Below are 25,149 nucleotides of genomic sequence, written 5' to 3' on the forward strand. Positions count from 1 at the left end.
AAAAGCAAGGGGGGAAAAACAATGGATCGATTGGAAAAAGAACTGAAATCGTATGCGCGGGCAAAACATCAAAAACACGATGCGCTTATGAAGGCGTTTGAAACGTGGGGAAAAGACATGGAAGCGACGTTAAATAAATTAGAAAAAATAAATGATGCCCTATTTCAACAGTTTCAAGTGAACATGAGCGATGCGGAAGCGTTTTTTGCGAAAAAAGAAAAGCAGTTTGCGCGCATGTTTCAACATTTTCGTTAAAGCGCCCATACCAAATCGATTTCGGTGCATATGATGTAAGCGACAACGTTGAAGGAGGTGGAGTCTCATGGGCTTCGGATATTGCGGATATGGTTACGGTGGCTACGGCTACGGCGGCGGATACGGTTCAACATTCGTGTTAATCGTCGTGTTGTTCATCTTATTGATTATTGTTGGTGCAGCGTTCGTTCACTAAGAAGGGGCGTTCCAAAGGATCACACCTTTGGAACGTTTTTTTTTGTTTTTCATATGCTGAAAAAGAAAAATGAAGGAGGCGGAGGAAGATGGATCAACATTTTTTTAAAAATATCGAAAAGAAAACGGGCGTGAATATGCAAGATATTTTTGCGCTCGCCAATTCATTGCAAAACGCAAACTTTAAAGACGAAAAAACGGTGCGCGGCATCGTCAAACGCGTCGCCCAAATTGCGAATCGCAACGTGCCAAAAGAATTGGAAGATAAAATTGTGCAATCGATCGTCAACAACGGAAAACAAATCGATTTTAATACGATCGCGAACATGTTGAATAAAAAATAACGAAAAAGCGAAAAGCCTTATACGAGGCTTTTCGCTTTTGTTTGAGAAGAAAGCAAGCGCGAGGCGTTTGCTTTTTTTAAGCGGCGCATGGACGGAACGGAAATAAAGAGGCGCTCTTTGGCGCGCGTGATGGCAACGTAAAGAAGGCGGCGCTCTTCTTCAAGCGGAGAGGCATCGCCGTTTCGGTACGCCTCAAGCGCATAATCGTGCGGCAAAAGTCCGTCTACGGCTCCGATGATATATACGATCGGAAACTCTAACCCTTTCGAGCGATGAATCGTCATAAGTTGAATGCCGTCGTCGCACGTTGTATATGATTTTGCACGCTCGACGTGAGAAAGAAACGCTTGAATCGTTTTAAATTTCCGCGCGACGACTTTTACATCCCGCACATCATCTGATCCTTTTTCAATTGTATTTCCTTCGTTGCCGCGCTTTTTTAAAAAGTCGCCAAAGCCCATGTCTTTTTCGATGAGGTCGATCGCCTCAAACGGTTTCATTTCTTTTAATTTCGCAAAGAGCGGAACGATCGTGCGCAATTTTTGTTGCTGAAACGGTGCGATACGATCGAGTTTGGCGAGCGCTTCAACGAGCGAACAGTCTTGTAAAATCGAGATCGCTTTTAAGTCGTTTAGGACGGTCTGTTTTAAAAATAATACGATGATAACATCAGCAAGCGCCTGTTCGTCGTTCGGATCGATGCTTAAGCGAAAAAAGCTTAACAAGTAGCGCACGATGCGACGATTGTAAAACGAGTCGCCATCTGTTGTGACAGGCAAACGAAGTTGTGAAAGCCGTTCAAAGACGGCGCGCCCTGAAGCGTTCGTGCGACATAAAATCGCTATATCGCTCGGTTTTGCGCCTTTTTGTATTCGCTCGACAATGTCGCATGCGATCATCGTCGCTTCTTCTTCTTCATCGTACGGAAAAAAACAGATCGGCATATGGACGCTATCTGTTTGGGCGTTCATTTGTTTCGGGATACGCGTGCGACTTTTCGAGATGATATCGTTGGCAAGCGAGACGATCGGATGTGGCGAACGATAGTTTTCTGTTAGCTTCACAATGGTTGTATTTGGAAAGTCTCGTTGAAATTGATGAATAAACGATGAATCCGAGCCGCGAAACGCATAAATGGCTTGGTCGTCATCGCCCACGGCGCAAATGTGGTGCGTATGTGAGGCGAGCAGTTTCATCGTTTCATATTGCACGTTGTTAATGTCTTGAAATTCATCGATAAGAAAATAATGAAACCGTTCGTGATATTGTTTCAGTCGCTTTTCATCCGTTCGCAACATGTCATAGCACGCATATAACATATCATCAAAATCAAATAAATCGTGTTGCTGCTTTTTTTCTTCATATTGCACGTACAACTGTACGACGCGCTCGTCCCATTCGTTTTCAATGGCGATATCATCGAGCGGTGTAAGCGTATTTTTCCAATACGAGATGCGCTGCATCGCTTCATCATACGGAAAATCGCGTTCATCAATGCCGATGTCGCGACCGATTTCTTTCATCATCCGTTCTTTTTGCCAGTCGCGAATGAGCCGCTCATGACGCCAACGAAACGGATCGGCATGTTGTAACATGCGATAAAATAAGCTATGGAACGTTCCGATTGTCGGCAGCGCATCAAGGTTGTATGCATGAAGTCTTTCAGCGAGTTCTTTGGCGGCTTTTGTCGTAAAGGTGACGATCATCATGTTTGTCGCTTTGATGTGATGATTTGTGATCATTGCAGCTGCGCGCGTCGTTAACGTGCGCGTCTTTCCGCTGCCAGCTCCCGCAAGCACAAGAAGTGGACCTTCGATGCGCCGAACGGCTTCATATTGGTCGGCATCGAGCGACACGCCGCATACGGTCATTTGTTTTTGTTCTTTCGCTTGAAATGGTTGTTTTGGCTGAATGGCGATGATATTCGCTCGTTTTCGTTCTTCTCGTATGCAAGGGTCGGAAACATGATAAAAGTGCGGGGCATGCTCAATCGCTAAATGAAAGCGAACGATTCCACCGCACATCGGACACGTCCATTTGTTTCGTAAACTTTGTTCATAAACGAGCTCATATTTTTCTCGCGCTAACGTATGAATATCAAATAGCTTGCCGTTATATCGTGCTTTATTCATCGGTCAAACTCCTTCGTCTAACGTCAACGTCTATGTTAACAAATCATACAATAAGAGAAAAGGAGTTTTTTCATGGATGGCGAATAAATAAAAAAAGGAGGCGACTTATATGCATATCCCACCGATTCGTCCGAATTCGTTAATCGTTCCCCGCGTGACAAATATACAACGAACGACAAATGAGAAAAAAGAACAAACGTCACAAAAGAAAAAACGACCTCAAGATCGTTCAATGAAAAAACGCTAATATGCTTGGACGTGCATGCCTTTTCCGTCTTGCCATTCGGCGTATAAAATATCGTTATAGTTTTCAAAACCAGCGTGGCGAATATGTTTTTTTAACCATTGTTCGTCCCAGCCGTTTTCTTGTAAATTGTCCCAAATGACTTCCCCGTCGATAATGACCGTCACAGGCAATGTCGCTTCACATGCAGAAATGTTTTGGTCTTGCCGCGTCGGCTGTTCGAACGGGGCTTTTTTCATGACGCTTACCGTGCCGTCCGTTTCTAAAATGGCGTATTCCACTTCACGAACGGAAAAGACGTTGCGCGCACGCAGCAAATGTTGCAGTTGGTTTAAGTCAAGCTTCGTTTGTTTTAACGCTTCATACAAAATTTTTCCTTTCGAAATGACAATGACCGGTTTTCCTTCTAACAACTCGCGAAGTTCTTTTTTCTTTTGTGTAATCATCTCCGTCGTGTAAATAAGCAGTCCCCATAGTCCAATCGCAAACAATACTTTCGAGAGTCCGACTTCTGAATCGTATAAACCGTTGCCGACAAGCTCCCCGAGAACAAGGGCGGAAATGAAGTCAAACGGTGTAATTTGCGTAATTTGTGTTCGCCCAAGTATTTTTGCCATTATAAATAAAGCGATATAGCCGACAACTAATTCAATTGCGATTTGTCTAAATTCGCTCATAACGATATCCTTTCGTATGTAGCTTTTTTTGTTTATTATGCCGAGTGTAAAAGAAAACATGCGACCGTTATGATCGCATGTGTATCGTTTTTACCATCGTCACATGTGGAATGCCCGCGTCCAGAAAGACGTCCGATACCGTTTCGTAGCCGAGCTGTTTGTAAAACGGTTCGGCATGTGTTTGGGCGTTTAGTTTCACCTTTTTGACGTGTTGTGAAGCATATTGTTCGATAGCTTCCATGATCAGTTTTCCGATGCCGCGCCCGCGATATGCGGGAAGGACGCAAATGCGTTCGATTTTCCCGACGTCATCGATTGTGCGGAAGCGACCCGCGGCGATCGGTTTTTCGTCATCATATACAACGAAATGAACACATTGTTGTTCAAATGCGTCAATTTCTTCTTCTTCCGATACCCCTTGTTCGTCAATAAAGACGGCGCGGCGAACAAAAAGGGCATCGCGCCAAAGCGCTTCGTCTTGTCCTCGTTTGACGTACATGTTGTTATTCCTTTCCAAGATGAAATGTTTCGTACGCCGACCACGATCCGTTTTCGAGTTGATATAACAAATGGAAGCGGTCGACTTGTTCTTCAAAGTAGACGGACTGCATGTTAAAGCGGCCGAATACGTCCGAATATTCGTCGTTTGACAAATCGCGCGCGATTGTAATGTGCGGTACGAACGCATAGTCCGTTTGTTCGACGAACGGCGGACGATGCAATTTTTCGTGTAGCTGAACGAGCGGCTCTGTTTTCTCCACTTTTAAATAAATGACGTTGTTGACCGGATAAAACGAACTGAATTTCGTGATGCGCATCGTAAATGGCTCCGTTTCGCGCGCGACGCGGCGAAGCTGTTGAACGAGCTCATTGAGCTTGTCTTCCTCCACGTCAAACGCATATTTTAGCGTAATATGTGGCGGAATGAGGGCGTAATTAGAGTCGTACCGTTTCCGATACGAATTCGCAAAATCTTGAATTTTTTTTGATGGAAAAATCGCGATACCACATTTCATGCGACCTTCCTCCTTTCGTCATTATACTTATATATTATAACAAATTTTCGGAAAATACTGTTACATTTCGATAACTTTTTTTAATGCAGCCGGCAAATCTCGTTGCCAGTATGTCCACGAATGATCGCCGTCAAACTCGTGATAGTGATAGCGAGCTTGTTTTGCTTGAAGGGCGGTACATAGCGCACGATTCGGCCCAATAAAGTTGCGCACCATTCCTTCTGTCGTTTTTACGTCCGTTTCTTGTTTGCCGACGGAATGATAAAGCGCAAGCAAATGCCAGTCCGTAAATGATTGCACGTGCGCCATCACATCGTCGTTCACATATGGCGACTGCATGACAACTTTGCCAAACGTATGTGGATATGTCATCGCAGTAAGAAGCGAAATAGTGCCTGCGAGCGAATCGCCAACGAGAATGCGCGTTGTCCCCATTTGATATGTCGAAAACTGTTCATCAACGAGCGGCGCAAGTTCGTTCGCAAGAAAGCGCATGTACGCTTCGCGTTTTTTTCCGTTCGGATGATATTTCTCATAGCGATCTGATACGTTGCGATACGGTACGCCGATGACGACCGCACGTATGCCAAGCTCGTCGATGACGCGTCCGATTTTTCCGAACATAAAATAATCTTGTCCATCTTGTGTGATGATGACGAGATGTTTATAAAGCGGTGTGACAGGTTTTGAGCAATATACAGGTAACGATAGCTCCTCGTCTAAATGTTGGCTGTGAAGTTTTAGCTCCTGCATGTTCTCCCATCCTTTTTCGACGTTGTTCTTTCTTATCGTATCACATTTCGGCATTTTTTGTCGCTGCGTGATATAATGAGAGAACGAGAGGGGGAATGAAGCATGAAGCGTATCACAAGCAAAGAAGTGTATGAAAGAACGTTGCAGTTATTGACGGAACGTGGGGTGACGATTCCAGCGATTGCTGAGATTGTATATGAAATGCAAAGTCCGTACAATAAACATTTAACGATGGCAGAATGTATTGAAAGCGTAGAAAAAGTGTTACAAAAACGCGAAGTACAACATGCGATTTTAGTTGGGATTGAGCTTGATAAACTAGCCGAACAAGGCATGCTTTCCGAGCCGCTACAAACGATTGTCGAGACGGACGAAGGACTGTTTGGCGTCGATGAAACGTTGGCGCTCGGCGCAGTGCTCGGGTACGGAAGCATCGCGGTAACAACGTTTGGTCATTTAGATAAAAATAAAGTCGGGATCATTAAGCAGCTTGACACGAAGCTCGGCAAAGGCGTGCATACGTTTTTAGACGACTTAGTTGCCAGCGTTGCCGCTAGCGCATCCGGTCGCCTTGCCCACAATTTGCGCGACGAGGAAGAAGCTGCGTTGAATGCGTAAAAGAAGCCGTAAATCCGTATGGGTTTACGGCTTTTTTGAAGAGATGTGAACATTACATGCAGGAAAGTAGTCGATGTTGTCGAATAAAAACATCGAAACGATTGTATGCGAGGTGAATGTATGTCCATTGACCACGATCGTCTGTTTAAAGAGTTGATTCAAACGTTTTTTGAGGAATTTATTGTTCTCTTTTTCCCGACAATGCATGAGCATATCGATTTTCGCCACGTACCGTTTTTATCTGGGGAGCTGTTCAACGATGTGACAGCAGGAGAAAAGTACCGTGTCGATTTGCTTGTCGAAACGAAGTGAAAAGGCGAAGATGGGCTTGTGATCGTGCATGTGGGAAACAAAAGCTACGTCCAACCATCATTTTCTGAACGGATGTTTATTTATTTTAGCCGCTTGTTAGAAAAGTACCGCAAACTCATCGTACCAATTGCTGTATTTAGCTACGATAATCTGCATTTACGCTCCAATTTCCATTTGGTCACGTGCTTGACTTTCGTTTTTTCACTTTGGAACTTCGTAAACAAAACGGGCGAAACTACATTCGTCAAGACAATCCAATCGCTGCGGCACTGCTAAGCAAAATGGGATGTACTGAAAGCGAACGGGTAGAACTGAAAAAACAATTTTTACGCATGCTTGTCCGATTGGAATTAGATGAAGCGAAACAACGATTGCTGTTTGGCTTTTTGGAAACATATGTGAAACTATCAGATGAAGAAGAACGAAGACGACGAAGCGAGGTGAATGAAATGAAGACGAAAGAAAAAGACAAAGTGATGGAGTTAATTATTTCGTATGAACAAAAGGCGTTGGAAAAAGGAAGAGAAGAAGGAGTGGAGCAAGGAATAAAACAGGGAATGAAGCGTCTTGTACAAACGATGGCGAAAAAAGGGATGAGCGTAAAAGATATTGCAAACGTCACGGACCTTTCGGAAGAAGTAAAGCAGTTCGTAGAGAAAGAATGAGTGGGAAGCCCCCAAAAAAGTTTTGGGAGCTACGGTGTTTCTTTTTGTTGTTTCAATAAATCGCGAATTTCTGTGAGCAGTTGTTGTTCTTTTGTAATCGTTGGTGCGGTTTGTTTCGTCTCTTCTTGTTTTTTCATTCGTTCGTGCAAGTTGTTTAACAGCTGAATAAATATAAAAATGGAAAAGGCGATGAGAAAAAAGTCAACGACAGTTTGAATAAAAGCCCCATATTTCACTTCTGCTTCTCCGACTTTCCAAGATAACTTGCTGAAATCAATTCCCCCTAAAATGAGACCGACAAGGGGCATAATAATGTCATTGACGAGGGAAGAAACAATTTTTCCAAATGCCCCACCAATAATCACTCCGACAGCTAAGTCGATGACGTTGCCTCGTATAGCGAATTTTTTAAACTCGTTCCACATCGGAATCCCTCCATTAAAATGATACAGCTAAAAGGCTTAAGTTTCCGTACTCGTATTCTCGGAATAAAACATGTGGCGAGCGATTGCCGGCTCCGTAAGCAATCCAGTACGGTGCTAAATGTTCTTGAGTCGGGACGGCTTGTTTAGCATAAGGGGCTTTTTCTTCATAGTGAAACACATCTTCACTATGGGCAGATGACTGGGCAAGCAACCAATCATCAAAGGCGACAGCCCAAGAATCTGCTTTCGTTTGTTCATCCCAGCGAAGCGCCATTAAATTGTGCACTGTGCCACCGCTGCCGAGTATCATGACACCTTCGTCACGCAACGGGCGGAGTGCCTCTCCGAGTTGAAACAATTGCTTTGGTGTCCACGAAGGAACAACGGATGCCTGAATAATTGGAACGTTTGCTTTTGGAAATAGTCGGCTTAACAATACCCATGAGCCGTGGTCAAGTCCACGCCTCTCGTCGATATTGACGATGGGGGAGACGTGCTTCAGATGATGTTGGACGCGTTTTGCCCATTCGACTGAACCTTGTGCAGCATAAGTTACTTCATACAATTCACGTGGGAAACCGGAAAAATCATAAATCATCTCATACGTTCCAGCGATCGACGAAACGGTCGGTTGGCGTGTCATCCAATGTGCAGTAAAGACGACGATAGCTTTTGGATGCATCTGTTTTCCGAGCGTTGTTAAAAACGATGTATATGCGCTATCTTCAATCGCTAACATCGGTGATCCGTGCGCGAGAAATAAAGCAGGTGCTTTCATTATCTCCCTCCTTTTTTTAATGTACCATATATATTTCTGATTTGTCGATTTTTGCATGTGAGGCGCATGGTCGGGCAGTTGTGCATAACATGACGATGAATATGAAAAAGAGGTGAGAACATGTATTATTACTATCCGCATTACGTGTATCCAATGTATCCATATCCGATCATGCCTTATCCGCTTCTGCGGGAATATGCGAAAGATTACGGACCGAACCCGTTTGTCATTCAAATTGAAGAAGCGACGAAACGAAACAATATGTTTCGTACGACGATATGGACAGGTTCGCATTTACAAGCGACGTTAATGAGCTTGCGTGTTGGGGAGGATATTGGTTTAGAAATTCATCCGGGCGTGGATCAATTTTTACGTATTGAACAAGGCGAAGGGATTGTACGGATGGGGAAAAAGAAAAACGAGCTAACGTTTGAACGACGAGTGGGCGACGGCTCTGCTATTTTTGTCCCTGCTGGAACGTGGCATAATGTAATAAATATTGGAAACGTTCCGCTAAAATTGTATTCCATCTATGCACCGCCACAACATCCAGCGGGTACCGTCCATCCGACAAAAGCCGATGCTCTTGCGGCGGAATGAGAGAAAATTGGGGACAATCTTTGTCCCCTTTTTCACTGCCAAACTACAAAAAATGTGATTGAGTACTCAACTTCAAAACAGAAAAGCTATTGACACAGTGTTGTCGGTTCTATTGGATCTGTGTATTTTGTTCATAGGAAACTGTAACGATTTGAATGCAGAATTTGAAGTATTGATATTATCTCTTTTTATGATTTTGTTCTATTAGTAATTGGATAATGTGTTCGTTTTGTTTAATTTGTATATCGCTATTTTTTTTTAGCTGGTAAGCACATTTCAAAAGAAAAAATAGTGAAAATGCAAAAATAATAATGGCTACAAGTGAAAAGTATCCCATTGCTCTCCGTCCTTAGTAATTAGTTTTCAATTAAATAATAAAAATCATTCTTAGAGCTAGTGAATATTTATTAATCGTCCTACATTCTTGTACTTATAGTAAGAAGATTCCCAGATAAAATTGCCTTAACATAAACATTTGCTCCACCAAGTCCTCCTAACCATGATACATCAGCAGAAAACTTAGCTGTTTTATCCGTATGATTCAAAGTAATGTTATTCAGAGTTCCTCCGATAATCCAATAATCATAGGAATAAGCTTTAATAATTTGAGATTGTTCGATATTGTTAGGAATGTTAACATCAATAAAATAACTAATTCCCATATAAGGGGTTGTTGCTTTTACTTGGTAAGTAGACTTCCCATATGGAAAAAGATGTTGATACGAAAATACACTTACTTTGTCATAATTCATGCTTTCCGATAAAATAAAGGGCTCAACGATAAAGGTTATTTCTTTCCCAAATTCATCGACGATACTTATCTCGTGTTTTTCTTGATTAGACAAATCGAACTGAACGACAATCTCTTTTTCGTTTTCTGTTTCTTCTGTAACAGATAGTTCTGATGCATATGAAAAAGACTCGTAAAACCCGAATACAAAAATATTAGTCAGAAATATTGTAAGAGTAAGAATTTTTTTAATTGGAATACCTCCTAGTAATTATAATTTAAGATATATTTTACATGATTTATGTAATTATAATTTAAGATATATTTTACATGATTTATAGTCCAAAATTCTATATAATTCACATTATTGTAAAAAATAAGGTTTGTCATATTCCTATATAAGGAGGTATGCGTTCCGTTATATCAGATAAGACTTATCTGTTGTTTTTTATATAAAAAAGGGGTTCATCATCACAACATGTGCTTGACAAGCGATATGCTCTCCTAGACAAGGATTTGCAAAAATCATTGACTCACTGATTTTTCCTTACAAGCGCGAGGGGGGCATGTTGCGAAAAAATCAAGCACAACTTTTAGTGAAGAAAACAGTTGCAATTTTGTTGTAAATGATGTACATTAATTAAAAATCAGAAAATTCGATATTGTTTTGCGTTCTTATCGAGAGAAGCGGAGGGACTGGCCCGATGAAGCTTCAGCAACCAGCCGAAAACGGTCAGGTGCTAAATCCAGCGAATTGGCGTTCAATTCGGAAGATAAGAAGAAGCGATTGTCTATGGACAAAAAAGCCTTCTTCTTTGAAGGCTTTTATTTTTTTAGAAAGGAAGAGAACGAATGAGTCATATCGAAACACGGTTAGCACAAATTGGTAATCGAAGCGAGACAGCGACGGGGACGGTCAATCCGCCAGTATATTTTTCAACGGCGTATCGTCATGAAGGAATCGGACAATCGACAGGGTACGATTACATTCGAACCGGCAACCCGACAAGGCATATTGTCGAAGAAGCGATTGCACAGCTAGAAGAAGGAGATCAAGGTTTCGCTTGTAGTTCAGGTATGGCAGCGATTCAAACGGTGTTTGCGTTGTTTGAAAGCGGCGATCATTTTCTCGTTTCTGCCGACTTATATGGCGGGACGTATCGTTTGTTTGAAAAAGGGTGGCGCAAATGCGGCATGACGTTTACATACGTCGATTTTCGCGATGTTGATGCGGTAAAGGCATATGTGACTGAAAAAACAAAAGCGATTTTTTTAGAGACGCCAACGAACCCTTTAATGCAAGAAGCGGACATCGAAGCGGTCGCGGCGTTTGCGAAACAACATGGGCTGCTTCTTATCGTCGATAATACGTTTTACACCCCTGTACTGCAAAAGCCGCTCACAAAAGGAGCCGATATCGTCGTTCATAGCGCGACAAAATATTTAGGTGGACATAACGATGTGCTAGCCGGGCTCATTGTCGCCAAAGGAAAACAATTGTGTGAACAGCTGGCGATGTATCATAACGCCATCGGTGCGGTGTTGTCTCCGTTTGATTCATGGCTGTTAATTCGCGGCATGAAGACGCTTGCGCTTCGCATGCGCCAGCACGAACAAAACGCAAAGGCGATATATGAATTTTTAGTCGAACATGAAGATGTGACGGACGTATTGTATCCGGGAAGAGGAGGAATGTTGTCGTTTCGCGTGCGCGATGAAAAGTGGGTGAATGCTTTTTTACGAAGTTTAAAGCTCATTACATTTGCGGAAAGTTTAGGTGGTGTCGAAAGTTTTATTACGTATCCAGCGACGCAAACGCATATGGATATTCCAGAGGATGTTCGCATCGCAAACGGGGTGTGTAATCGCCTATTGCGTTTTTCTGTCGGCATTGAACATGCGGATGATTTAATTGCCGATTTAACACAAGCGTTTCAACGCATGAAAGAGGTGTAAAAATGGATTTGCAAACGCAACTCGTTCACAATAAATGGCAGGTCGATGTACAAACAGGGGCGGTGAGCGTCCCGATTCATCATGCGTCGACGTTTCATCAGTTTGACTTTGATACGTTTGGCAAATACGATTATAGCCGTTCGGGAAATCCGACGCGCGAGGCGTTGGAGGAGACGATTGCGGAATTAGAAGGTGGAGTGAGCGGTTTTGCGTTCGCTTCCGGCATGGCTGCCATTTCAACAGCATTTTTGTTGTTGTCAAAAGGAGATCACGTATTAATTACCGATGATGTGTATGGTGGAACGTATCGCATCCTCACCGATGTATTGAGCCGATTTGGCATCGAGCATACGTTTGTCGATATGACTGATTTAGATGCGGTAGCGCGCCACATTCGCCCGAACACGAAAGTCATTTATATGGAAACGCCATCGAATCCGCTATTGAAAATTACGGATATTCGCGGTGTTGTGAAGCTCGCTAAAGCGCACGGATGTTTAACGTTTTTAGATAATACGTTTGCGACCCCTGTGTTACAGCGTCCGCTTGATCTCGGCGTCGATGTCGTTTTGCATAGCGCGACGAAATTTTTAGCTGGCCATAGCGACGTTGTAGCCGGGCTGGCGGTTGTAAAAGATGCGCGCTTGGCGAGAGAGCTGCGCAAACTGCAATATTCGTTCGGTGCGGTGCTTGGCGTGCAAGATGCGTGGCTCGTGTTGCGCGGGTTAAAAACGCTTCACGTTCGGTTAGATTATGCTTCACGTTCGGCGTTGCAGCTGGCGCAGTTTCTCCATCGTCATCCGAAAGTCGCGCACGTATATTATCCTGGGCTTTCTTTTCATGAAGGGCATGCCATTCATCGCGAGCAAGCGCGTGGGTTTGGCGCGGTGTTGTCGTTTGAATTGGAAGACGAACAAGCGGTGCGGACGTTTGTGAAACATGCACGCATCCCTGTGTTTGCGGTCAGTCTCGGGGCGGTCGAGTCGATTTTATCGTACCCAGCGAAAATGTCGCATGCGGCGATGCCGAAAGCGGAACGACTTCGTCGCGGTATTACAGACGGCTTGTTGCGCATAAGCGTCGGACTCGAGGCGATCGATGATTTAATTGCTGATTTTGAACAGGCGTTATCATATGTAGGAAAGTAATGTGGAAAGGGTGACCGAAATCGGGCACCCCTCTATGCTTGCGTGGTTTATTTTTTACTTTGTTGTTTCTTTAGCTCTTTTTGCAGTTTTTGAATATTTGGCAATCCATAAATATAGCCAACTACACCGGCTTGATTAATCCCATATGTTGCATTGATTCTTTTTTTCACGTCTTCGATGTTCACGGCGGTTGGTTTAAAGTTATCTAGTTCGTCACCCGGATGCTGGAAATTGCTCATAATGTAGCTAAATCCGTTCCGCGAATCGACAGCTTGAAGCCCAGTTGCTTCAGCGCCAGCAGGAACAGATAAAATGCGCGATAGTTTTTTTGTATCTACGTTGTATGCCCAGACGAAATTATTTATATGTTGTCCGCTGTCTTCGCCGATAAATAACGTGCGATAGTCGCTGGAGAAACTTAAGTTATCAGGACCAGCAATTTTGTTGACATTTGCTTTATTACCATAAGCATCTGGTTGTTTTAAATCTTCGCCGACAATAATAGCGCGCATGGAAGTGGCTACATATTTACTATTAATCGATTCACCTGTCATACTTTTTTGGCTCGATGTTAGACTGAGCTCGTATACTGCCCCAGCTTTTACTTTCGATAGCTGAATGTGATCGACTGGATCTTGTGCATTTTTCTCCATTCCTTTGCTTATGTCGGCGATTGCTACGTATACTTTTTTATCTTTCGAATTTACAGCTATGCCTTCCATTTTATTAAATTCGCTCGTAGCACCTAACATTGCCCCATATCGTCTCGATTCTAAAAATGCTGCCGCTTTTTCCATCCCTGGCTTCAGTTTTAAATATTCGATTTTTCCATAGTTTGAGTTTTGCGCTGAATATTGTTTAACAGCAACAAATCCTTCTTTCGGCTCGTCAGACACCTCAAAAATATCGCTAAATTTTATGCCGCTATCAATCATTTGTTTTATTTCTTTATCGGTGGCATGTCCGAGTTTAATCCATTGCAACTTTCCGGATCCGCCATTTTTTTCGCTTGTTTGTATAAATTTAGCTGCATACAATGTACCAGATGATAAATCGCGTGGTTTGTCAGCAACATACATAAACAACATTGTATATTCGCCGTCGTCCCCAAAATAAGCTGTACGCTCATCAGGCATGACGACCATGATCTCGTTTGAGCGACGTCCTGTGCTGTAATGTTTTACCACACGCGTTTTCCCGTCAGCACTGACGATCACTTCAGGGATGAAGCCGTAGTAGTAAGGATTCGCTTTTTTCTCATCACCGAAGTATAGTTTAGCAAAGTCCATTACGTGAGCTGTTGATTGACTAAGTTGATCAGGTGTGTCAAATTCGAAAGAACGCGCATCCGGTTCGTATTCCTCAGAGCCTAAGTGCGTATTCCATGGTGTTAGTGATCCAGCACATGGCACCCATAACCCGTTTGTTGAAGAGAAGCTTATTTTATCTACAGTAGAAACTTTTAGTTCCCCTGTTTTTGTTTGTTGCAATTTTGAAATGGTCATTGATGCTGGGATGCGTCGCCACGATGGATTTCCAGCGCGATCTAAAGAGTCGTACTCATAGTGTGAAATAAGATACAAAGAGCCGTTTTTCATTGGACGAAGCAAACTGTTTGCGTCTGGGGCATCAGATACGTAATGAACCAATTTACCGGTTGCGGATTTGTCTGTAATTGGTTTGTTGAAATAGTCTGTCGGTGTACCAGCCGAGAACGTTTTACCGTTCGACATTTTGAACTTATCTGTCGATTTAAAAAGTCGTTTATATGTAAGCGGGAACGATTTTGTCTTTCCGTTTGTATATTTTACAATGACGGATGATGTAGTAAATGGTTTCGTCATTTCTGCTATTGTTGTTGGCGCTTTTGAATGAGTAAAGGAAATGGATTCGATTTTTACTTCTTTTGTTGCCTTTTTTTGCTGCGAAGCTTCGATTGGGTGTAGCGCTGGTATCATCATTCCTAGCGCTAGGGCAGCAATAATTCCTTTCTTTTTCATGATTATAATCCTCCTTGTCAAATAAGATGAAAATCCTACATCCTATTTAACTAGGAGATTGTTAATTATTTTTATGAAAATTTTAATTTTTTTGTTATATTTTTATAAAAAATTTGTTAAAAAAGCTAGGCATATCGCCTAGCCTTAGCTAATTTGGTCGAGGGCATCGCGTTGTAGCTGTTGCTCGACCATGCGATCGAGTTGTTGAATTTTTTTCAAAGCGAGTTCGTCATCGATTTGGCGATAATGATGTTTGCCGCCCGGTTCTTCATCTGCTTCATCGGCGAGTTTAACGATCGTCTGAAGCGGTTTTCGTTTTAGCTCTCCTTCTGGAAGATATGAATCGGTATGAAGCAAAATGGCGAGGGCGATTTCTTTGGCATGTTGAGGATGTTCACCGAGTCGAATAAGCAGTTTATGCGCCCGCTCCGCTCCTTTAATCGCATGAATATCGTTTTGTTTATATGTTTCATAGTCCCATATTCCGTTTGAGTACCATTCATAATGACCGATATCGTGAAGCAGCGCCGCTTTTGTCGCTAAATCAACATTTACTCCATATTGCAGGGCAAGGCGATACGCATGATATGCAGTAGCGATGGCGTGTGCGACGCCTGAACGTTTCAAATATTTTTGAGTGATGGGGTGAAGGAAGATGTCAGTTAAAGTGACACGTCTCATTGTTTATACCCCCTTTTTTGTTTTTCTAAATATCATACCATGTCTTATTTAAGAAAGGCAATACATATTTTTTTGTTTTTCTTCCATACTAAGTGAAAAAAGTATGGAGGGTGCGTATGTTTTTATCCTTATTATTATCAGTTATGACGGTCGTTTCGGCTCAAGGGGACGTGTGTACGAAAAAATTGGATGAAGCGAATGTGCAGCTATGTGGAAAAGAAGATGGAGATTGGGTGCGTCATTTTACGCTTCACGTCGGGAAAGCGACGTATGCGTTTCCGGAATGGGAACATGTAAACGATCCGAAAGCACTTCCGCAATTGTATTCGATGGACGTCACGGAAGATGGAAAAGAAGATATTGTTGTATGTCCACGCGCTCATTCCGCACGATCGCGAAGGCGGGAAGGGGATAAAGACAACATTCAATCGCTTTTTAAAATACGCTGTCGATAAACAAAAATTGAAGGCAGTTTTATTGTTAGAAAGAAAAAGGGGCGAATATATCGGCAGTTTAATTGTCTCATACGAATATAAAGACGGGCTCTTTCAAGCAACCCATATCGACTTTATCCGCCATTAGCCATTGCCTAGGCAATGGCTAAAAAAATTTTTTAAAAAAGTATTTGACAATGTGAGAGGTGGTGGATATAATAAAAAATGTGTTCGATAGGACAACAACATACGATTCCGTAGCTCAGCTGGGAGAGCGCCACCTTGACAGGGTGGAGGTCGCTGGTTCGAGCCCAGTCGGAATCATCGCAAAACCCGAGTTCGATGAAAGAGCTCGGGTTTTATGTTGTTTCTCCTCTCCTCCTGACTGCCGAGCATGTTCGAGAGTTCCTCCACATTTTGTATGCAGGAAAATCGTCGATGTTGTCGAATAAAAACATCGAAACGATTGTATGCGAGGTGACTATATGTCCATTGACCACGATCGTCTGTTTAAAGAGTTGATCCAAACGTTTTTTGAGGAATTTATCGTTCTCTTTTTTCCGGCGATGCATGAGCATATCGACTTTCAGCATTTGTCGTTTTTATCCGAGGAGTTGTTCACCGATGTGACAGCAGGAGAAAAGTACCGTGTCGATTTGCTTGTCGAAACAAAGTTAAAAGGCGAAGGTGGGCTTGTCATTGTGCATATCGAAAACCAAAGCTATGTGCAACCATCATTTCCTGAACGGATGTTTATTTATTTTAGCCGCTTGTTTGAAAAGTACCGTAAAAACATTGTACCAATTGCTGTATTTAGCTACGATACGATCCGCGACGAACCATCGACATTTACCCTCCAATTTCCTTTTGGCCACGTGCTTGACTTTCGTTTTTTTACTGTCGAATTGCGCAAACAAAACTGGCGAAACTACATTCGTCAAGACAATCCAATCGCCGCTGCATTGTTAGGCAAAATGGGATATACTGAAAGTGAACGAGTAGAACTGAAAAAACAATTTTTACGTATGCTTGTCCGGTTGGAGTTAGACGAAGCGAAACAACGATTGCTGTTTGGTTTTTTTGAAACATATATCAAACTATCCGATGAAGAAGAACGAAGACTACGAAGCGAGGTGAATGAAATGGAGACGAAAGAAAAAGAACAAGTGATGGAATTGATTATTTCTTATGAACAAAAGGCGTTAGAAAAAGGAAGAGAAGAAGGGGTGAAGCAAGGAATGAAGCGTCTTGTACAAACGATGGCGAAAAAAGGGATGAGTGTAAAAGACATTGCGAACGTCACGGACCTTTCGGAAGAAGAAGTGGAGCGGTTGTTGGAGTAGGGGGGACTGTCGTCGACCTTTTTGGCGACGGCAGTTTTTTGTTTTACAATGAGTAGGTGCCAATATGATGTTCGTTTGCCGTTTAACACGCTTTCTTCTAACGTTGCAAATTATCACGAATATTTCTTAAGATGTTCTCATTTTGTTGTCGTTGTGCGTGTGTCCATAAGTATGAGGGTAATAAAAATTTTCATTGACAAACATTTAAAAATCATCAATCCTTCTAAATAAGAGCGTCATTAGTACTATCGTTTATAGTGAAGAAGGGATTGGATTGAAAATAGCTAAGGTAATTAACAACAATGTCTCATTTTTTAATTTTGGTTCATCATCAAAACATGCACTTGACAAACGGTAAATTTCCTTGAACAAGTATATAAAAAAACATTGGTTCGCTAGTTTTTCCTTGGAAATGTAGTGATGAGCACCATAGTGATTTTCAACCGTCTGCCCAGCTATCGAAGCATAGCTGGGTTTCGCATGTTTTCAAATGACAGTAGTTTACAATAGGAATTTTTGTTATAGTTAAAGTTGTAAGAGATGAAAGAACAAGAAAAGACGGAGGCAACAGTATGAGCAAGTTAACGCTACAAGAACTTGAATCTCATTTATGGGAATCAGCGAATATATTGCGTGGCAGCATTGATTCTTCTGACTATAAAAACTATATTTTTGGAATGTTGTTTTTAAAACGATTAAATGATGTGTTTGTCGAAACCGCTGAGCGGATTGAAAAAGAAGAAGGAGAAGATTACGGTTGGTATGATCGCGATGAACATCAATTTTTCGTACCTGAAAAAGCACGTTGGAGTTATATTCAATCCCACTCCCAAGACGTGGGGGCGGTCATTAATAAAGCCTTTGAATTATTAGAAGATGAAAACCCTTCCCTACAAGGGGTACTAGCAAATATTGATTTTAACGATAAAGAAAAATTATCCGATAAAACGATTCTTCAATTAGTACAGCATTTCTCACAAATTGACTTACGTAACGAAAACTTGTCGGAACCTGATATCCTTGGTCGTGCTTACGAATATCTTATCAAGCAGTTTGCTGACGATGCAGGAAAAAAAGGCGGCGAGTTCTATACGCCAAGCCAAGTCGTTAAATTAATTGTCAAACTGATTAAGCCTGAAGAAGGCATGCGTGTATGCGATCCAACCGCAGGGTCTGGGGGAATGCTCATTCAATCGGTTGACTATATAAAAGAAAAAGGCGGCAACCCGCGCAACATTACATTGCATGGACAAGAGAAAAACTTAAATACATGGGCGATTTGTAAAATGAATTTGTTGCTTCATGGCTTAAGCGACCATGAAATTAAAAAAGGCGATACAATTCGTGAACCGAAACTATTAGACGAAAACGGCGAGCTTCTACTATATGATCGCGTCATTGCTAATCCTCCGTTTAGCTTAAAAAACTGGGGACGTGAGGAAGCAGAAGCAGACGCATTTAACCGTTTTCGCTTTGGTTTACCACCAAAAAACGCAGGAGACTATGCGTTTATTCAACATATGATCGCCACACTTAATGATGAAGGAAAAGCGGGAGTTGTCATGCCGCACGGCGTTCTTTTCCGCGGCGGAGCGGAAGGGAACATTCGTCAAGGCATATTAGAAGAAGATTTAATTGAAGCGGTTATCGGTTTACCAGCGAACTTGTTCTACGGAACAGGTATTCCAGCATGTATTCTCATCATCAACAAAAACAAAGAAGAACATAAAAAGGGAAAAGTTCTCTTTATTGATGCATCACGGGACTATCAAGAAGGAAAAAATCAAAATGTTCTTCGTGATGAAGATATTCAAAAAATCGTTAGCACATATGATGCATGGAAAGATGTCGAGAAATATAGCCGTGTCGTTACGCTACAGGAAATTAAAGAAAATGACTATAACTTAAACATTGCACGTTACATTGATACAATCGAAGAAGAAGAGGAAATTGATGTCGCAGAAGCCTTGCGTCAACTCCGTCAACTCGAACAAGAACGGGATGAAATCGAAAAGGTGATGTACGGGTATTTGAAGGAGTTGGGGTATGGTGAGTGAGTATAAAAAAACGCCTTTAGGTTTTTTACCTCAATCATGGAAGGTAAAAAAACTTCGAGATGTAGCAACTAGGATCACCGAAAAGAACAAAGATAGAACAGATAATGTTCTTACAATATCTGCAAAATTTGGATTGGTAAATCAAAAGGAGTTTTTTAATAAAAGTGTAGCGAGTAAAAACCTAAGTGGATATTACTACCTTCAAGAAGGTGATTTTGCATATAATAAGAGTTATTCAGAAGGTTATCCATTCGGTGCAATTAAAATGCTAGAAAGATACGATCAAGGAATCGTTTCTACACTCTATATTTGTTTTCGGTTAACAGGAAACAATACTGATTCGTTGTTTTATAAATATTATTTCGATAGCAATCTCTGGAATGAGGAAGTCCGTTTAATAGCAAAAGAAGGCGGAAGAAGTCATGGATTATTAAATGTTGGGGTGGATGAGTTTTTTGATATTCTTTTACCACTCCCTCCATTAGAAGAACAACGCAAAATCGCAGCCATTCTCTCATCCGTTGATGAAGCGATCGAGAAAACCGAAGCCATCATCGAGCAAACGGAGAAAGTGAAAAAGGGGCTTATGCAACAGTTGCTCACAAAAGGAATTGGACATACGAAGTTTAAAAAGACGGAGATTGGGGAGATTCCTGAAGAGTGGGAAGTAAAGCAATTAGCTGAAGTATGTGTAATCAATCCTACTTATCGAGTTGAAAAAGGGACTATTTGTTCCTACGTAGAAATGGGTGCAGTTAATGAAAACTCCCCTCATATATCTTATTTTGGAAAAAGAGAAGCTGGAAAAGGTGGCGGTTCGAGATTTAAAGAAAATGATGTGTTATTTGCGAGAATTACTCCTTGTACGGAAAATGGTAAAACTGCTTTGGTTCCAAAATTAGAGTCTGAAGTAGGAATTGGTTCAACAGAATTTATTGTATTATCTCCTTTAAAGCAAATTCTTGATCCAAAATTCTTATATTACTTTGTTAAGTCTGATAGAGTAAGAAATTACGCTATTAGTAGAATGACGGGAACAACAGGTCGGCAGCGTGTTCCAAAAGAAGTATTTGAACAAGAGTTAATGATTGCTTTACCACCTAATGATGAACAAAAGAAAATAGGTGAAATTTTATACAATTATGATAAGAAGATTGATCACGAAAAAAGACGGAAGAATCAGCTTCAAACAATCAAAAAAGGTCTTATGCAAGTCCTTCTCACAGGCAAAGTTCGTGTCAAAGTCGATGATGAGGTGATGTTACAGTGACCGCCGCAAGTGAATGGAATGAATTAAATCTTGTGGAAAAACGTTTGATTCATCAGCTTCAAGAGTTGGGCTATGAGCATGTCACAGGCTCAGCTCTTGAGTCTGAACGTGATTCATTAAGTGAAGTCATTTTGAAGGAACGGTTAAAGAAAGCGATTCAGCGGTTAAATCCATGGATTGATGACAATAACCTTGCCCGCATGATTTACAATCTAACTCATATCGAAGCAACAGGATTAATGCAAGCGAATGAAAAGTTTCATGAAATGCTTGTGAACTACATTTCGATTCAACAAGATTTAGGAAAAGGGAAAAAGAATCAAACGGTTAAACTCATTGATTTTGATAACCCTTATAACAATGAATTTCTTGTTGTTGACCAGTTCCGTATTCAAGATGCAAGAGGCACAATTCGTCCTGACGTTGTTATTTTTGTGAACGGATTGCCTTTAGTCGTTGTCGAATGTAAAAGTCCAACGTTACAAGAAGATACGCAAATTTCGAAAGCGGTCAATCAATTACGACGCTATCAAGAAACTCATGAGCAACTGTTCTACTATAACCAGTTTATGATTGCGACAAGCAATTATCGTGCGAAAGCGGGAACGATTGGTGCGAAAGTGCAACACTACGGCGAGTGGAAAGATCCGTATCCAAGAACGGTGCCTGAACTTGGTGACTCACCTACGAAACAAGATATTTTAGTTGCAGGAATGTTAGCGAAAGAAAACTTGCTTGACTTGATTCAAAACTTCATTGTCTTTGAAGTAGATGGTGGACGGGTCGTTAAAAAGATTGCTCGTTATCAACAATTCCGTGCTGTCAATAAAGCGATTCAGCGCATTTTACATGCAAAAACACCAAAAGATCGCGGCGGGGTGATTTGGCATACACAAGGTTCAGGTAAATCGTTAACAATGTTATATTTAGCTGTAAAACTTAGAAGAATGAAAGAGTTGCACAACCCAACGATTGTCGTTGTCACCGACCGTAAAGACTTGGATGATCAAATTACAAAAACATTCCGTAAATGCGGTTTCCCGAATCCGCAACAAGCGGAAAGCGTCAAAGATTTGAAAAGGTTATTACAACAAGGTCCGGGATCTACGATTATGACGCTTGTGCAAAAGTTCCAACCAGATAAGGATCAAGACGAGTATCCAGAACTTTCAAGGTCGGAAAATATTTTTGTGTTAGTCGACGAATCGCACCGTACGCAATATAAAGGTTTAGCGATGAACATGCGGAAAGGCTTACCGAATGCATGTTACCTTGGATTTACAGGAACACCGATCGATAAAGAAGATAAAAGTACAACACGAACGTTTGGCTCTTATATTGACAAATATACGATTGAACAAGCGGTCGATGATGGGGCAACCGTTCCGATTTTCTACGAAGCGCGAATGGTCAACCTTCATTTGCAAGGCGATTCACTTGATCGCTTATTTGATCGTAAATTTAGCGACTATAGCGAAGAAGACCGTGAGCGTATTAAAAAGAAATATGCAGATGAAGAAGCAATCTTAGCCGCTCCGAGCCGCATTAAGCAGATTGCTTTAGATATTGTAGAACACTTTGAAAATTATATCTTACCAAACGGTTTTAAAGCGCAAGTGGTGGCGGTGAACCGTGAAGCGGCGGCGATTTATAAACAAGAGCTAGATGAACTCATTAACGGAAAATATGAAACAGCATTAATTATTTCAACAAGTCCCGAAGATAAAAACAATGAATTATTAAAAGACTACTCCCTTTCTCGTGAAGAAGAAAAACAATTAATTGAACGATTCAAAAAGCCGTTTGAAGAAGACAAACTAGCGATTTTAATTGTTTGTGATAAGCTTCTCACAGGCTTTGACGCACCAATCGAGCAAGTGATGTACTTAGATAAACCGTTAAAAGAGCATAACCTACTTCAGGCCATTGCTCGTACAAATCGAACATATGAAGGAAAAACGTATGGACTCATTGTAGACTACTTTGGTGTATCCAAATTCTTGGAGAAAGCCCTTGCGATTTTCTCTAAACAAGATATTCAAGGAGCGTTGTTGCCGATTGAAAGCGAGTTGCCAAAGTTAAAACAAGCCCATCGAAAAGCAATGAGCTTTTTCGACTATATTAACCGAAGCGATGCCGATGCGTGCGTTCAAGTATTAGAGCCTGAAGATGTGCGTCATGAGTTTGAAAAAGCGTTTAAAGAGTTTTCCAAACGAATGGATATGATTTTACCGAACCCTGAAGCTTCTCCATATGTAGAAGACTTAAAGTTTTTAGGGAAAGTACGGCAAATGGCAAAAACGTTATATCGTGATGAACAAATGGATATTTCCGAGTGTGGCGAGAAGGTCAAACAATTAATTGCAGAGCATTTATATGCTGAGTCTGTCGAAGTCATCCATGAACCAATTGATATTTTGTCCAATAAGTTTGATGAGCGGTTGGAAAAAGCCCCTTCAAAAGAAGCACAGGCGGCGGAAATGGAACATGCGATTCGCCATGAAATTAAAGTGAAGCTGGAAGAAAACCCTGTATACTACACGTCGTTAAGGGAAAAACTTGAACAATTAATCGAAGCAAGACGGAAAAAAATGATGGATATCGCTGAATTGGTAGAAAAGCTACGCAGCATGGTCAATGATATGCGAAACGTCAATCAACAAGCACAAAACCTCGGCTTTACACGGGAACAATATCCATTCTATCAATTGTTCCAACAACTTCTTCCAGACGAAGAACATAAAGATACGATCGATGCGTTGACGCATCTTGTAACAGACATGATTGCCGAGGAAAGTCAAGTCATTGATTGGGTAAACAAAGAAGATGTAAAACGGGAAATGCGGAAGAAAATTAAGAAGCAGTTGCGGGCAAGTGTTATCCCTAAAGATCAGATAGAAAACATCACACAACAAATTATGTCGTTAGCGATGGTTCATTATAAACGATAAACGTATGAAAGCCTCCTACCAATCTAGGGAGGCTTTCGTCATTTATAAAGTTAACGTTGGGCCATTTACACGCAACCATTCTTTTCTTTGTTCATAGTCCGACATCACAGATTTAACAAAATGCCAAAAATCATTGGAGTGGTTTGGATATTTAATATGTGCTAATTCATGTACTAACAAATAATCGATAATCGGCACGGGTGCCATCATAATTCTCCAGTTTAAATATATGGCTCCTTCGTTTGTACATGTTCCCCAGCGCATTTTTTGTTCTTTTAATTTAATTTTAGTAGGGGTTACTCCCATTTTAGGGCAATAAATTTTTAAACGTTCTTGTAGTTTCATTTCTCCGTATAGAATATACCAATCTTTGAACGCTTGTTGAAAAAATGAGATTCTTTCTTCTTCTGTTAAATGCGGTGGCACCGTGGCAATAAATTTCCCTTGTTTAAACATAAGAACCGGCTTTGTAACTTCCTCGCTTTTATATACTTTTAATCGATAATTGCGCCCTAAATAAGCAAATTTCTCTCCGCTTACAAACTCTTTCGGAGCAGGGCAATCAGAAATTTGATTCAATGCCTGCCATTTATCAATAATCCATGGGGCTTTTTTATAGAGGATAGAATGTAAAAGTGTATCCTCTATTCCCACAGGGGCTACGACTTTTACCCCCTCTAACCATTCAACCGATATCGTCACATCCCGCTTTTCTGGCTTATACTCTACTGCATAATCTATCGTTGTCTTGCCATATTGAAAGCTAGGCATAGAAATACTGACTCCTTCGTTCCTTTAATTGTCTTTCATTTTAACTTTGGGAAAGCAAAAGGTCAATCGGTAAACGATGAATTTGAAAAATGGTAACTATTCAGTCACATGATCAAGTGGGCTGAATTTAAACAGTTGGAATTTATTTTATCTTTTAATCACTCTCTCCCTTCAAAAATTAAATTTTCAACCTAAAAAACGGTTCATCCTCCCACTTTTTTACCCCATTTGTCATAAAAATTTTCCGTAAAATTCAATTTTCCACTTTTGCATTTCCCTTATTTCCCGATTTTAATCAAATTGTCCCCTATATTTTACGAAAGGATGATTTGTATGCAATACCTCGATTTAAAAATGGATTTTATGTTTAAACAACTGTTCGGCCACCCAAGTAGAAAGTCAATCACGATGGCGTTTTTAAATGCGTTGCTACATCGGACTGGAGATGATCGCATCATCGACGTACAGTTTGAAAACACCGAACTAACGAAAGAGACAGAAGACGGTAAGACTGGACGGTTAGATGTCATCGTTCGCACAAACCGCGGCGAGCGCATTCACGTTGAAATTCAAATCATCCCACAATACGGTATGCCCGAACGGCTATTGTATTACTGGGCAAGGTTGTTTTCATCTTCACTATCGAAAGGAGAACGGTACGACATCCTCCCTCCAACGATTATGATCGCCATCTTAAATTATCCCCTTTTCCCACATGAAACAGATCGCTTCCATACCGTTTTTCACATTCGTGAAGACGAAGAACAGTTTCTTTGGAGCCATCACCTTGAATT

25 protein-coding genes, 1 tRNA gene, 1 pseudogene and 1 riboswitch are annotated in these 25,149 nt (G+C 41.3%); of the genes and pseudogenes, 16 read left to right on the forward strand and 11 right to left on the reverse strand.

All coding sequences use genetic code 11. The features are described 5' to 3' along the window. Window positions 1–21: 21 nt before the first annotated feature. The 3 genes from LH47_RS02995 (at window position 22) to LH47_RS03000 (ending at window position 794) form a co-directional block, all read left to right on the forward strand. A complete protein-coding gene (locus LH47_RS02995) occupies window positions 22–255 on the forward strand; it encodes a hypothetical protein (RefSeq protein ID WP_043964674.1) in 234 nt (77 codons plus the stop codon). 67 nt (window positions 256–322) lie between these two features. Next, the gene (locus LH47_RS15005; protein ID WP_009362140.1) at window positions 323–451 is read left to right on the forward strand and encodes a YjcZ family sporulation protein; all 129 of its coding nucleotides are present in this window, start codon (window positions 323–325) and stop codon (window positions 449–451) included. Window positions 452–539: 88 nt separating this feature from the next. After that, window positions 540–794: a stage VI sporulation protein F gene (locus LH47_RS03000; RefSeq protein ID WP_009362139.1), complete on the forward strand. Its 255-nt coding sequence runs from the start codon at window positions 540–542 to the stop codon at window positions 792–794. Between the two features lie 17 nt (window positions 795–811). Here the strand turns inward: LH47_RS03000 and LH47_RS03005 are convergent, their stop codons facing one another. Continuing rightward, entirely contained in the window at window positions 812–2,926 is a 2,115-nt protein-coding gene (locus LH47_RS03005; protein ID WP_043964676.1) for an ATP-dependent helicase, read from the reverse strand. Between the two features lie 109 nt (window positions 2,927–3,035). On the opposite strand from LH47_RS03005, the gene LH47_RS16410 reads away from it, so the two are divergent. Next, a complete protein-coding gene (locus LH47_RS16410) occupies window positions 3,036–3,173 on the forward strand; it encodes a hypothetical protein (protein WP_167333765.1) in 138 nt (45 codons plus the stop codon). Here the strand turns inward: LH47_RS16410 and LH47_RS03010 are convergent. The 4 genes from LH47_RS03010 to LH47_RS03025 all read right to left on the reverse strand — a co-directional run bounded on the left by LH47_RS03010 (window position 3,170) and on the right by LH47_RS03025 (window position 5,616). After that, window positions 3,170–3,847: a DUF421 domain-containing protein gene (locus tag LH47_RS03010; RefSeq protein ID WP_043964678.1), complete on the reverse strand. Its 678-nt coding sequence runs from the start codon at window positions 3,845–3,847 to the stop codon at window positions 3,170–3,172. The two genes, LH47_RS16410 and LH47_RS03010, sit on opposite strands and share 4 nt — an antisense overlap. A gap of 67 nt (window positions 3,848–3,914) precedes the next feature. Continuing rightward, complete coding sequence (locus LH47_RS03015; RefSeq protein WP_043964679.1) at window positions 3,915–4,346, reverse strand: GNAT family N-acetyltransferase; 432 nt, start codon at window positions 4,344–4,346, stop codon at window positions 3,915–3,917. A 4-nt stretch (window positions 4,347–4,350) separates the two neighbouring features. Then, on the reverse strand, window positions 4,351–4,863 hold the full coding sequence (locus LH47_RS03020; RefSeq protein ID WP_043964682.1) for a YjcG family protein: 513 nt from the start codon (window positions 4,861–4,863) through the stop codon (window positions 4,351–4,353). A gap of 60 nt (window positions 4,864–4,923) precedes the next feature. Further along, a complete protein-coding gene (locus tag LH47_RS03025) occupies window positions 4,924–5,616 on the reverse strand; it encodes an alpha/beta hydrolase (RefSeq protein ID WP_043964684.1) in 693 nt (230 codons plus the stop codon). Window positions 5,617–5,718: 102 nt separating this feature from the next. Here LH47_RS03025 and LH47_RS03030 point away from each other — a divergent pair, with 102 nt between their 5' ends. Both LH47_RS03030 and LH47_RS03035 read left to right on the forward strand, forming a co-directional pair. Beyond that, window positions 5,719–6,234, forward strand: coding sequence for a phosphatidylglycerophosphatase A family protein (locus tag LH47_RS03030; protein ID WP_043964686.1), 516 nt, complete (start codon window positions 5,719–5,721; stop codon window positions 6,232–6,234). A 120-nt stretch (window positions 6,235–6,354) separates the two neighbouring features. Further along, window positions 6,355–7,211: pseudogene (locus LH47_RS03035) on the forward strand (Rpn family recombination-promoting nuclease/putative transposase). A 29-nt stretch (window positions 7,212–7,240) separates the two neighbouring features. On the opposite strand, the gene mscL reads toward LH47_RS03035, so the two are convergent. Both mscL and LH47_RS03045 read right to left on the reverse strand, forming a co-directional pair. Next, window positions 7,241–7,636 (reverse strand): large conductance mechanosensitive channel protein MscL, encoded by a 396-nt coding sequence (gene mscL, locus LH47_RS03040; RefSeq protein ID WP_043964688.1) that lies wholly within the window; start codon window positions 7,634–7,636, stop codon window positions 7,241–7,243. Between the two features lie 13 nt (window positions 7,637–7,649). After that, entirely contained in the window at window positions 7,650–8,414 is a 765-nt protein-coding gene (locus LH47_RS03045; protein WP_043964690.1) for a DODA-type extradiol aromatic ring-opening family dioxygenase, read from the reverse strand. A 120-nt stretch (window positions 8,415–8,534) separates the two neighbouring features. Between LH47_RS03045 and LH47_RS03050 the strand changes: the two genes are divergently transcribed. Next, window positions 8,535–9,014, forward strand: a complete 480-nt coding sequence (locus LH47_RS03050) for a cupin domain-containing protein (protein ID WP_043964692.1) — start codon at window positions 8,535–8,537, stop codon at window positions 9,012–9,014. Between the two features lie 416 nt (window positions 9,015–9,430). Here LH47_RS03050 and LH47_RS03055 read toward each other — a convergent pair whose 3' ends face one another. Then, window positions 9,431–9,859, reverse strand: coding sequence for a DUF5626 family protein (locus tag LH47_RS03055; RefSeq protein WP_043964694.1), 429 nt, complete (start codon window positions 9,857–9,859; stop codon window positions 9,431–9,433). A gap of 557 nt (window positions 9,860–10,416) precedes the next feature. Next, a riboswitch (SAM riboswitch) is annotated at window positions 10,417–10,524 on the forward strand. A 72-nt stretch (window positions 10,525–10,596) separates the two neighbouring features. Here LH47_RS03055 and LH47_RS03060 point away from each other — a divergent pair. Both LH47_RS03060 and metC read left to right on the forward strand, forming a co-directional pair. After that, window positions 10,597–11,700: a methionine biosynthesis PLP-dependent protein gene (locus tag LH47_RS03060; protein ID WP_003395300.1), complete on the forward strand. Its 1,104-nt coding sequence runs from the start codon at window positions 10,597–10,599 to the stop codon at window positions 11,698–11,700. A gap of 2 nt (window positions 11,701–11,702) precedes the next feature. Next, window positions 11,703–12,848, forward strand: coding sequence for a cystathionine beta-lyase (gene metC / locus LH47_RS03065; RefSeq protein ID WP_043964696.1), 1,146 nt, complete (start codon window positions 11,703–11,705; stop codon window positions 12,846–12,848). Window positions 12,849–12,895: 47 nt separating this feature from the next. Here the strand turns inward: metC and LH47_RS03070 are convergent, their stop codons facing one another. Next, window positions 12,896–14,848: a PhoX family protein gene (locus LH47_RS03070; protein WP_052585002.1), complete on the reverse strand. Its 1,953-nt coding sequence runs from the start codon at window positions 14,846–14,848 to the stop codon at window positions 12,896–12,898. 144 nt (window positions 14,849–14,992) lie between these two features. Continuing rightward, window positions 14,993–15,529, reverse strand: coding sequence for an HD domain-containing protein (locus tag LH47_RS03075; RefSeq protein WP_043964698.1), 537 nt, complete (start codon window positions 15,527–15,529; stop codon window positions 14,993–14,995). 116 nt (window positions 15,530–15,645) lie between these two features. Here LH47_RS03075 and LH47_RS03080 point away from each other — a divergent pair, with 116 nt between their 5' ends. The 6 genes from LH47_RS03080 (at window position 15,646) to LH47_RS03105 (ending at window position 23,584) form a co-directional block, all read left to right on the forward strand. Beyond that, on the forward strand, window positions 15,646–15,984 hold the full coding sequence (locus tag LH47_RS03080) for a hypothetical protein (RefSeq protein WP_235341032.1): 339 nt from the start codon (window positions 15,646–15,648) through the stop codon (window positions 15,982–15,984). Between the two features lie 230 nt (window positions 15,985–16,214). Further along, window positions 16,215–16,287: transfer RNA gene (locus LH47_RS03085), tRNA-Val, on the forward strand. Window positions 16,288–16,448: 161 nt separating this feature from the next. Next, window positions 16,449–17,306, forward strand: a complete 858-nt coding sequence (locus LH47_RS03090) for an Rpn family recombination-promoting nuclease/putative transposase (protein ID WP_043964700.1) — start codon at window positions 16,449–16,451, stop codon at window positions 17,304–17,306. A 572-nt stretch (window positions 17,307–17,878) separates the two neighbouring features. Further along, window positions 17,879–19,363, forward strand: a complete 1,485-nt coding sequence (locus LH47_RS03095; protein ID WP_043964703.1) for a type I restriction-modification system subunit M — start codon at window positions 17,879–17,881, stop codon at window positions 19,361–19,363. Next, window positions 19,353–20,633, forward strand: a complete 1,281-nt coding sequence (locus LH47_RS03100) for a restriction endonuclease subunit S (protein ID WP_043964705.1) — start codon at window positions 19,353–19,355, stop codon at window positions 20,631–20,633. The genes LH47_RS03095 and LH47_RS03100 overlap by 11 nt, the downstream gene beginning before the upstream one ends. Beyond that, the gene (locus tag LH47_RS03105; protein WP_043964706.1) at window positions 20,630–23,584 is read left to right on the forward strand and encodes a type I restriction endonuclease subunit R; all 2,955 of its coding nucleotides are present in this window, start codon (window positions 20,630–20,632) and stop codon (window positions 23,582–23,584) included. Before LH47_RS03100 ends, LH47_RS03105 begins: the two co-directional genes overlap by 4 nt. A 42-nt stretch (window positions 23,585–23,626) precedes the next feature. Here LH47_RS03105 and LH47_RS03110 read toward each other — a convergent pair whose 3' ends face one another. Then, window positions 23,627–24,355: a M48 family metallopeptidase gene (locus LH47_RS03110; RefSeq protein ID WP_043964708.1), complete on the reverse strand. Its 729-nt coding sequence runs from the start codon at window positions 24,353–24,355 to the stop codon at window positions 23,627–23,629. 333 nt (window positions 24,356–24,688) lie between these two features. Here LH47_RS03110 and LH47_RS03115 point away from each other — a divergent pair. Then, a partial coding sequence (locus LH47_RS03115) for an Rpn family recombination-promoting nuclease/putative transposase (protein WP_043964709.1) occupies window positions 24,689–25,149 on the forward strand: 461 nt, incomplete at its 3' end.

The organism is Anoxybacillus thermarum (genome assembly GCF_000836725.1).
Classification (GTDB): domain Bacteria; phylum Bacillota; class Bacilli; order Bacillales; family Anoxybacillaceae; genus Anoxybacillus; species Anoxybacillus thermarum.

What these genes read in the sequence shown, in the direction of transcription:
- LH47_RS02995 (WP_043964674.1), top strand. Translation starts at nt 22, where the DNA reads ATGGATCGATTGGAAAAAGAACTGAAATCGTATGCGCGGGCAAAACAT.
- LH47_RS15005 (WP_009362140.1), top strand. Translation starts at nt 323, where the DNA reads ATGGGCTTCGGATATTGCGGATATGGTTACGGTGGCTACGGCTACGGC.
- LH47_RS03000 (WP_009362139.1), top strand. Translation starts at nt 540, where the DNA reads ATGGATCAACATTTTTTTAAAAATATCGAAAAGAAAACGGGCGTGAAT.
- LH47_RS03005 (WP_043964676.1), bottom strand. Translation starts at nt 2,926, where the DNA reads ATGAATAAAGCACGATATAACGGCAAGCTATTTGATATTCATACGTTA.
- LH47_RS16410 (WP_167333765.1), top strand. Translation starts at nt 3,036, where the DNA reads ATGCATATCCCACCGATTCGTCCGAATTCGTTAATCGTTCCCCGCGTG.
- LH47_RS03010 (WP_043964678.1), bottom strand. Translation starts at nt 3,847, where the DNA reads ATGAGCGAATTTAGACAAATCGCAATTGAATTAGTTGTCGGCTATATC.
- LH47_RS03015 (WP_043964679.1), bottom strand. Translation starts at nt 4,346, where the DNA reads ATGTACGTCAAACGAGGACAAGACGAAGCGCTTTGGCGCGATGCCCTT.
- LH47_RS03020 (WP_043964682.1), bottom strand. Translation starts at nt 4,863, where the DNA reads ATGAAATGTGGTATCGCGATTTTTCCATCAAAAAAAATTCAAGATTTT.
- LH47_RS03025 (WP_043964684.1), bottom strand. Translation starts at nt 5,616, where the DNA reads ATGCAGGAGCTAAAACTTCACAGCCAACATTTAGACGAGGAGCTATCG.
- LH47_RS03030 (WP_043964686.1), top strand. Translation starts at nt 5,719, where the DNA reads ATGAAGCGTATCACAAGCAAAGAAGTGTATGAAAGAACGTTGCAGTTA.
- mscL (WP_043964688.1), bottom strand. Translation starts at nt 7,636, where the DNA reads ATGTGGAACGAGTTTAAAAAATTCGCTATACGAGGCAACGTCATCGAC.
- LH47_RS03045 (WP_043964690.1), bottom strand. Translation starts at nt 8,414, where the DNA reads ATGAAAGCACCTGCTTTATTTCTCGCGCACGGATCACCGATGTTAGCG.
- LH47_RS03050 (WP_043964692.1), top strand. Translation starts at nt 8,535, where the DNA reads ATGTATTATTACTATCCGCATTACGTGTATCCAATGTATCCATATCCG.
- LH47_RS03060 (WP_003395300.1), top strand. Translation starts at nt 10,597, where the DNA reads ATGAGTCATATCGAAACACGGTTAGCACAAATTGGTAATCGAAGCGAG.
- metC (WP_043964696.1), top strand. Translation starts at nt 11,703, where the DNA reads ATGGATTTGCAAACGCAACTCGTTCACAATAAATGGCAGGTCGATGTA.
- LH47_RS03070 (WP_052585002.1), bottom strand. Translation starts at nt 14,848, where the DNA reads ATGAAAAAGAAAGGAATTATTGCTGCCCTAGCGCTAGGAATGATGATA.
- LH47_RS03075 (WP_043964698.1), bottom strand. Translation starts at nt 15,529, where the DNA reads ATGAGACGTGTCACTTTAACTGACATCTTCCTTCACCCCATCACTCAA.
- LH47_RS03080 (WP_235341032.1), top strand. Translation starts at nt 15,646, where the DNA reads ATGTTTTTATCCTTATTATTATCAGTTATGACGGTCGTTTCGGCTCAA.
- LH47_RS03090 (WP_043964700.1), top strand. Translation starts at nt 16,449, where the DNA reads ATGTCCATTGACCACGATCGTCTGTTTAAAGAGTTGATCCAAACGTTT.
- LH47_RS03095 (WP_043964703.1), top strand. Translation starts at nt 17,879, where the DNA reads ATGAGCAAGTTAACGCTACAAGAACTTGAATCTCATTTATGGGAATCA.
- LH47_RS03100 (WP_043964705.1), top strand. Translation starts at nt 19,353, where the DNA reads ATGGTGAGTGAGTATAAAAAAACGCCTTTAGGTTTTTTACCTCAATCA.
- LH47_RS03110 (WP_043964708.1), bottom strand. Translation starts at nt 24,355, where the DNA reads ATGCCTAGCTTTCAATATGGCAAGACAACGATAGATTATGCAGTAGAG.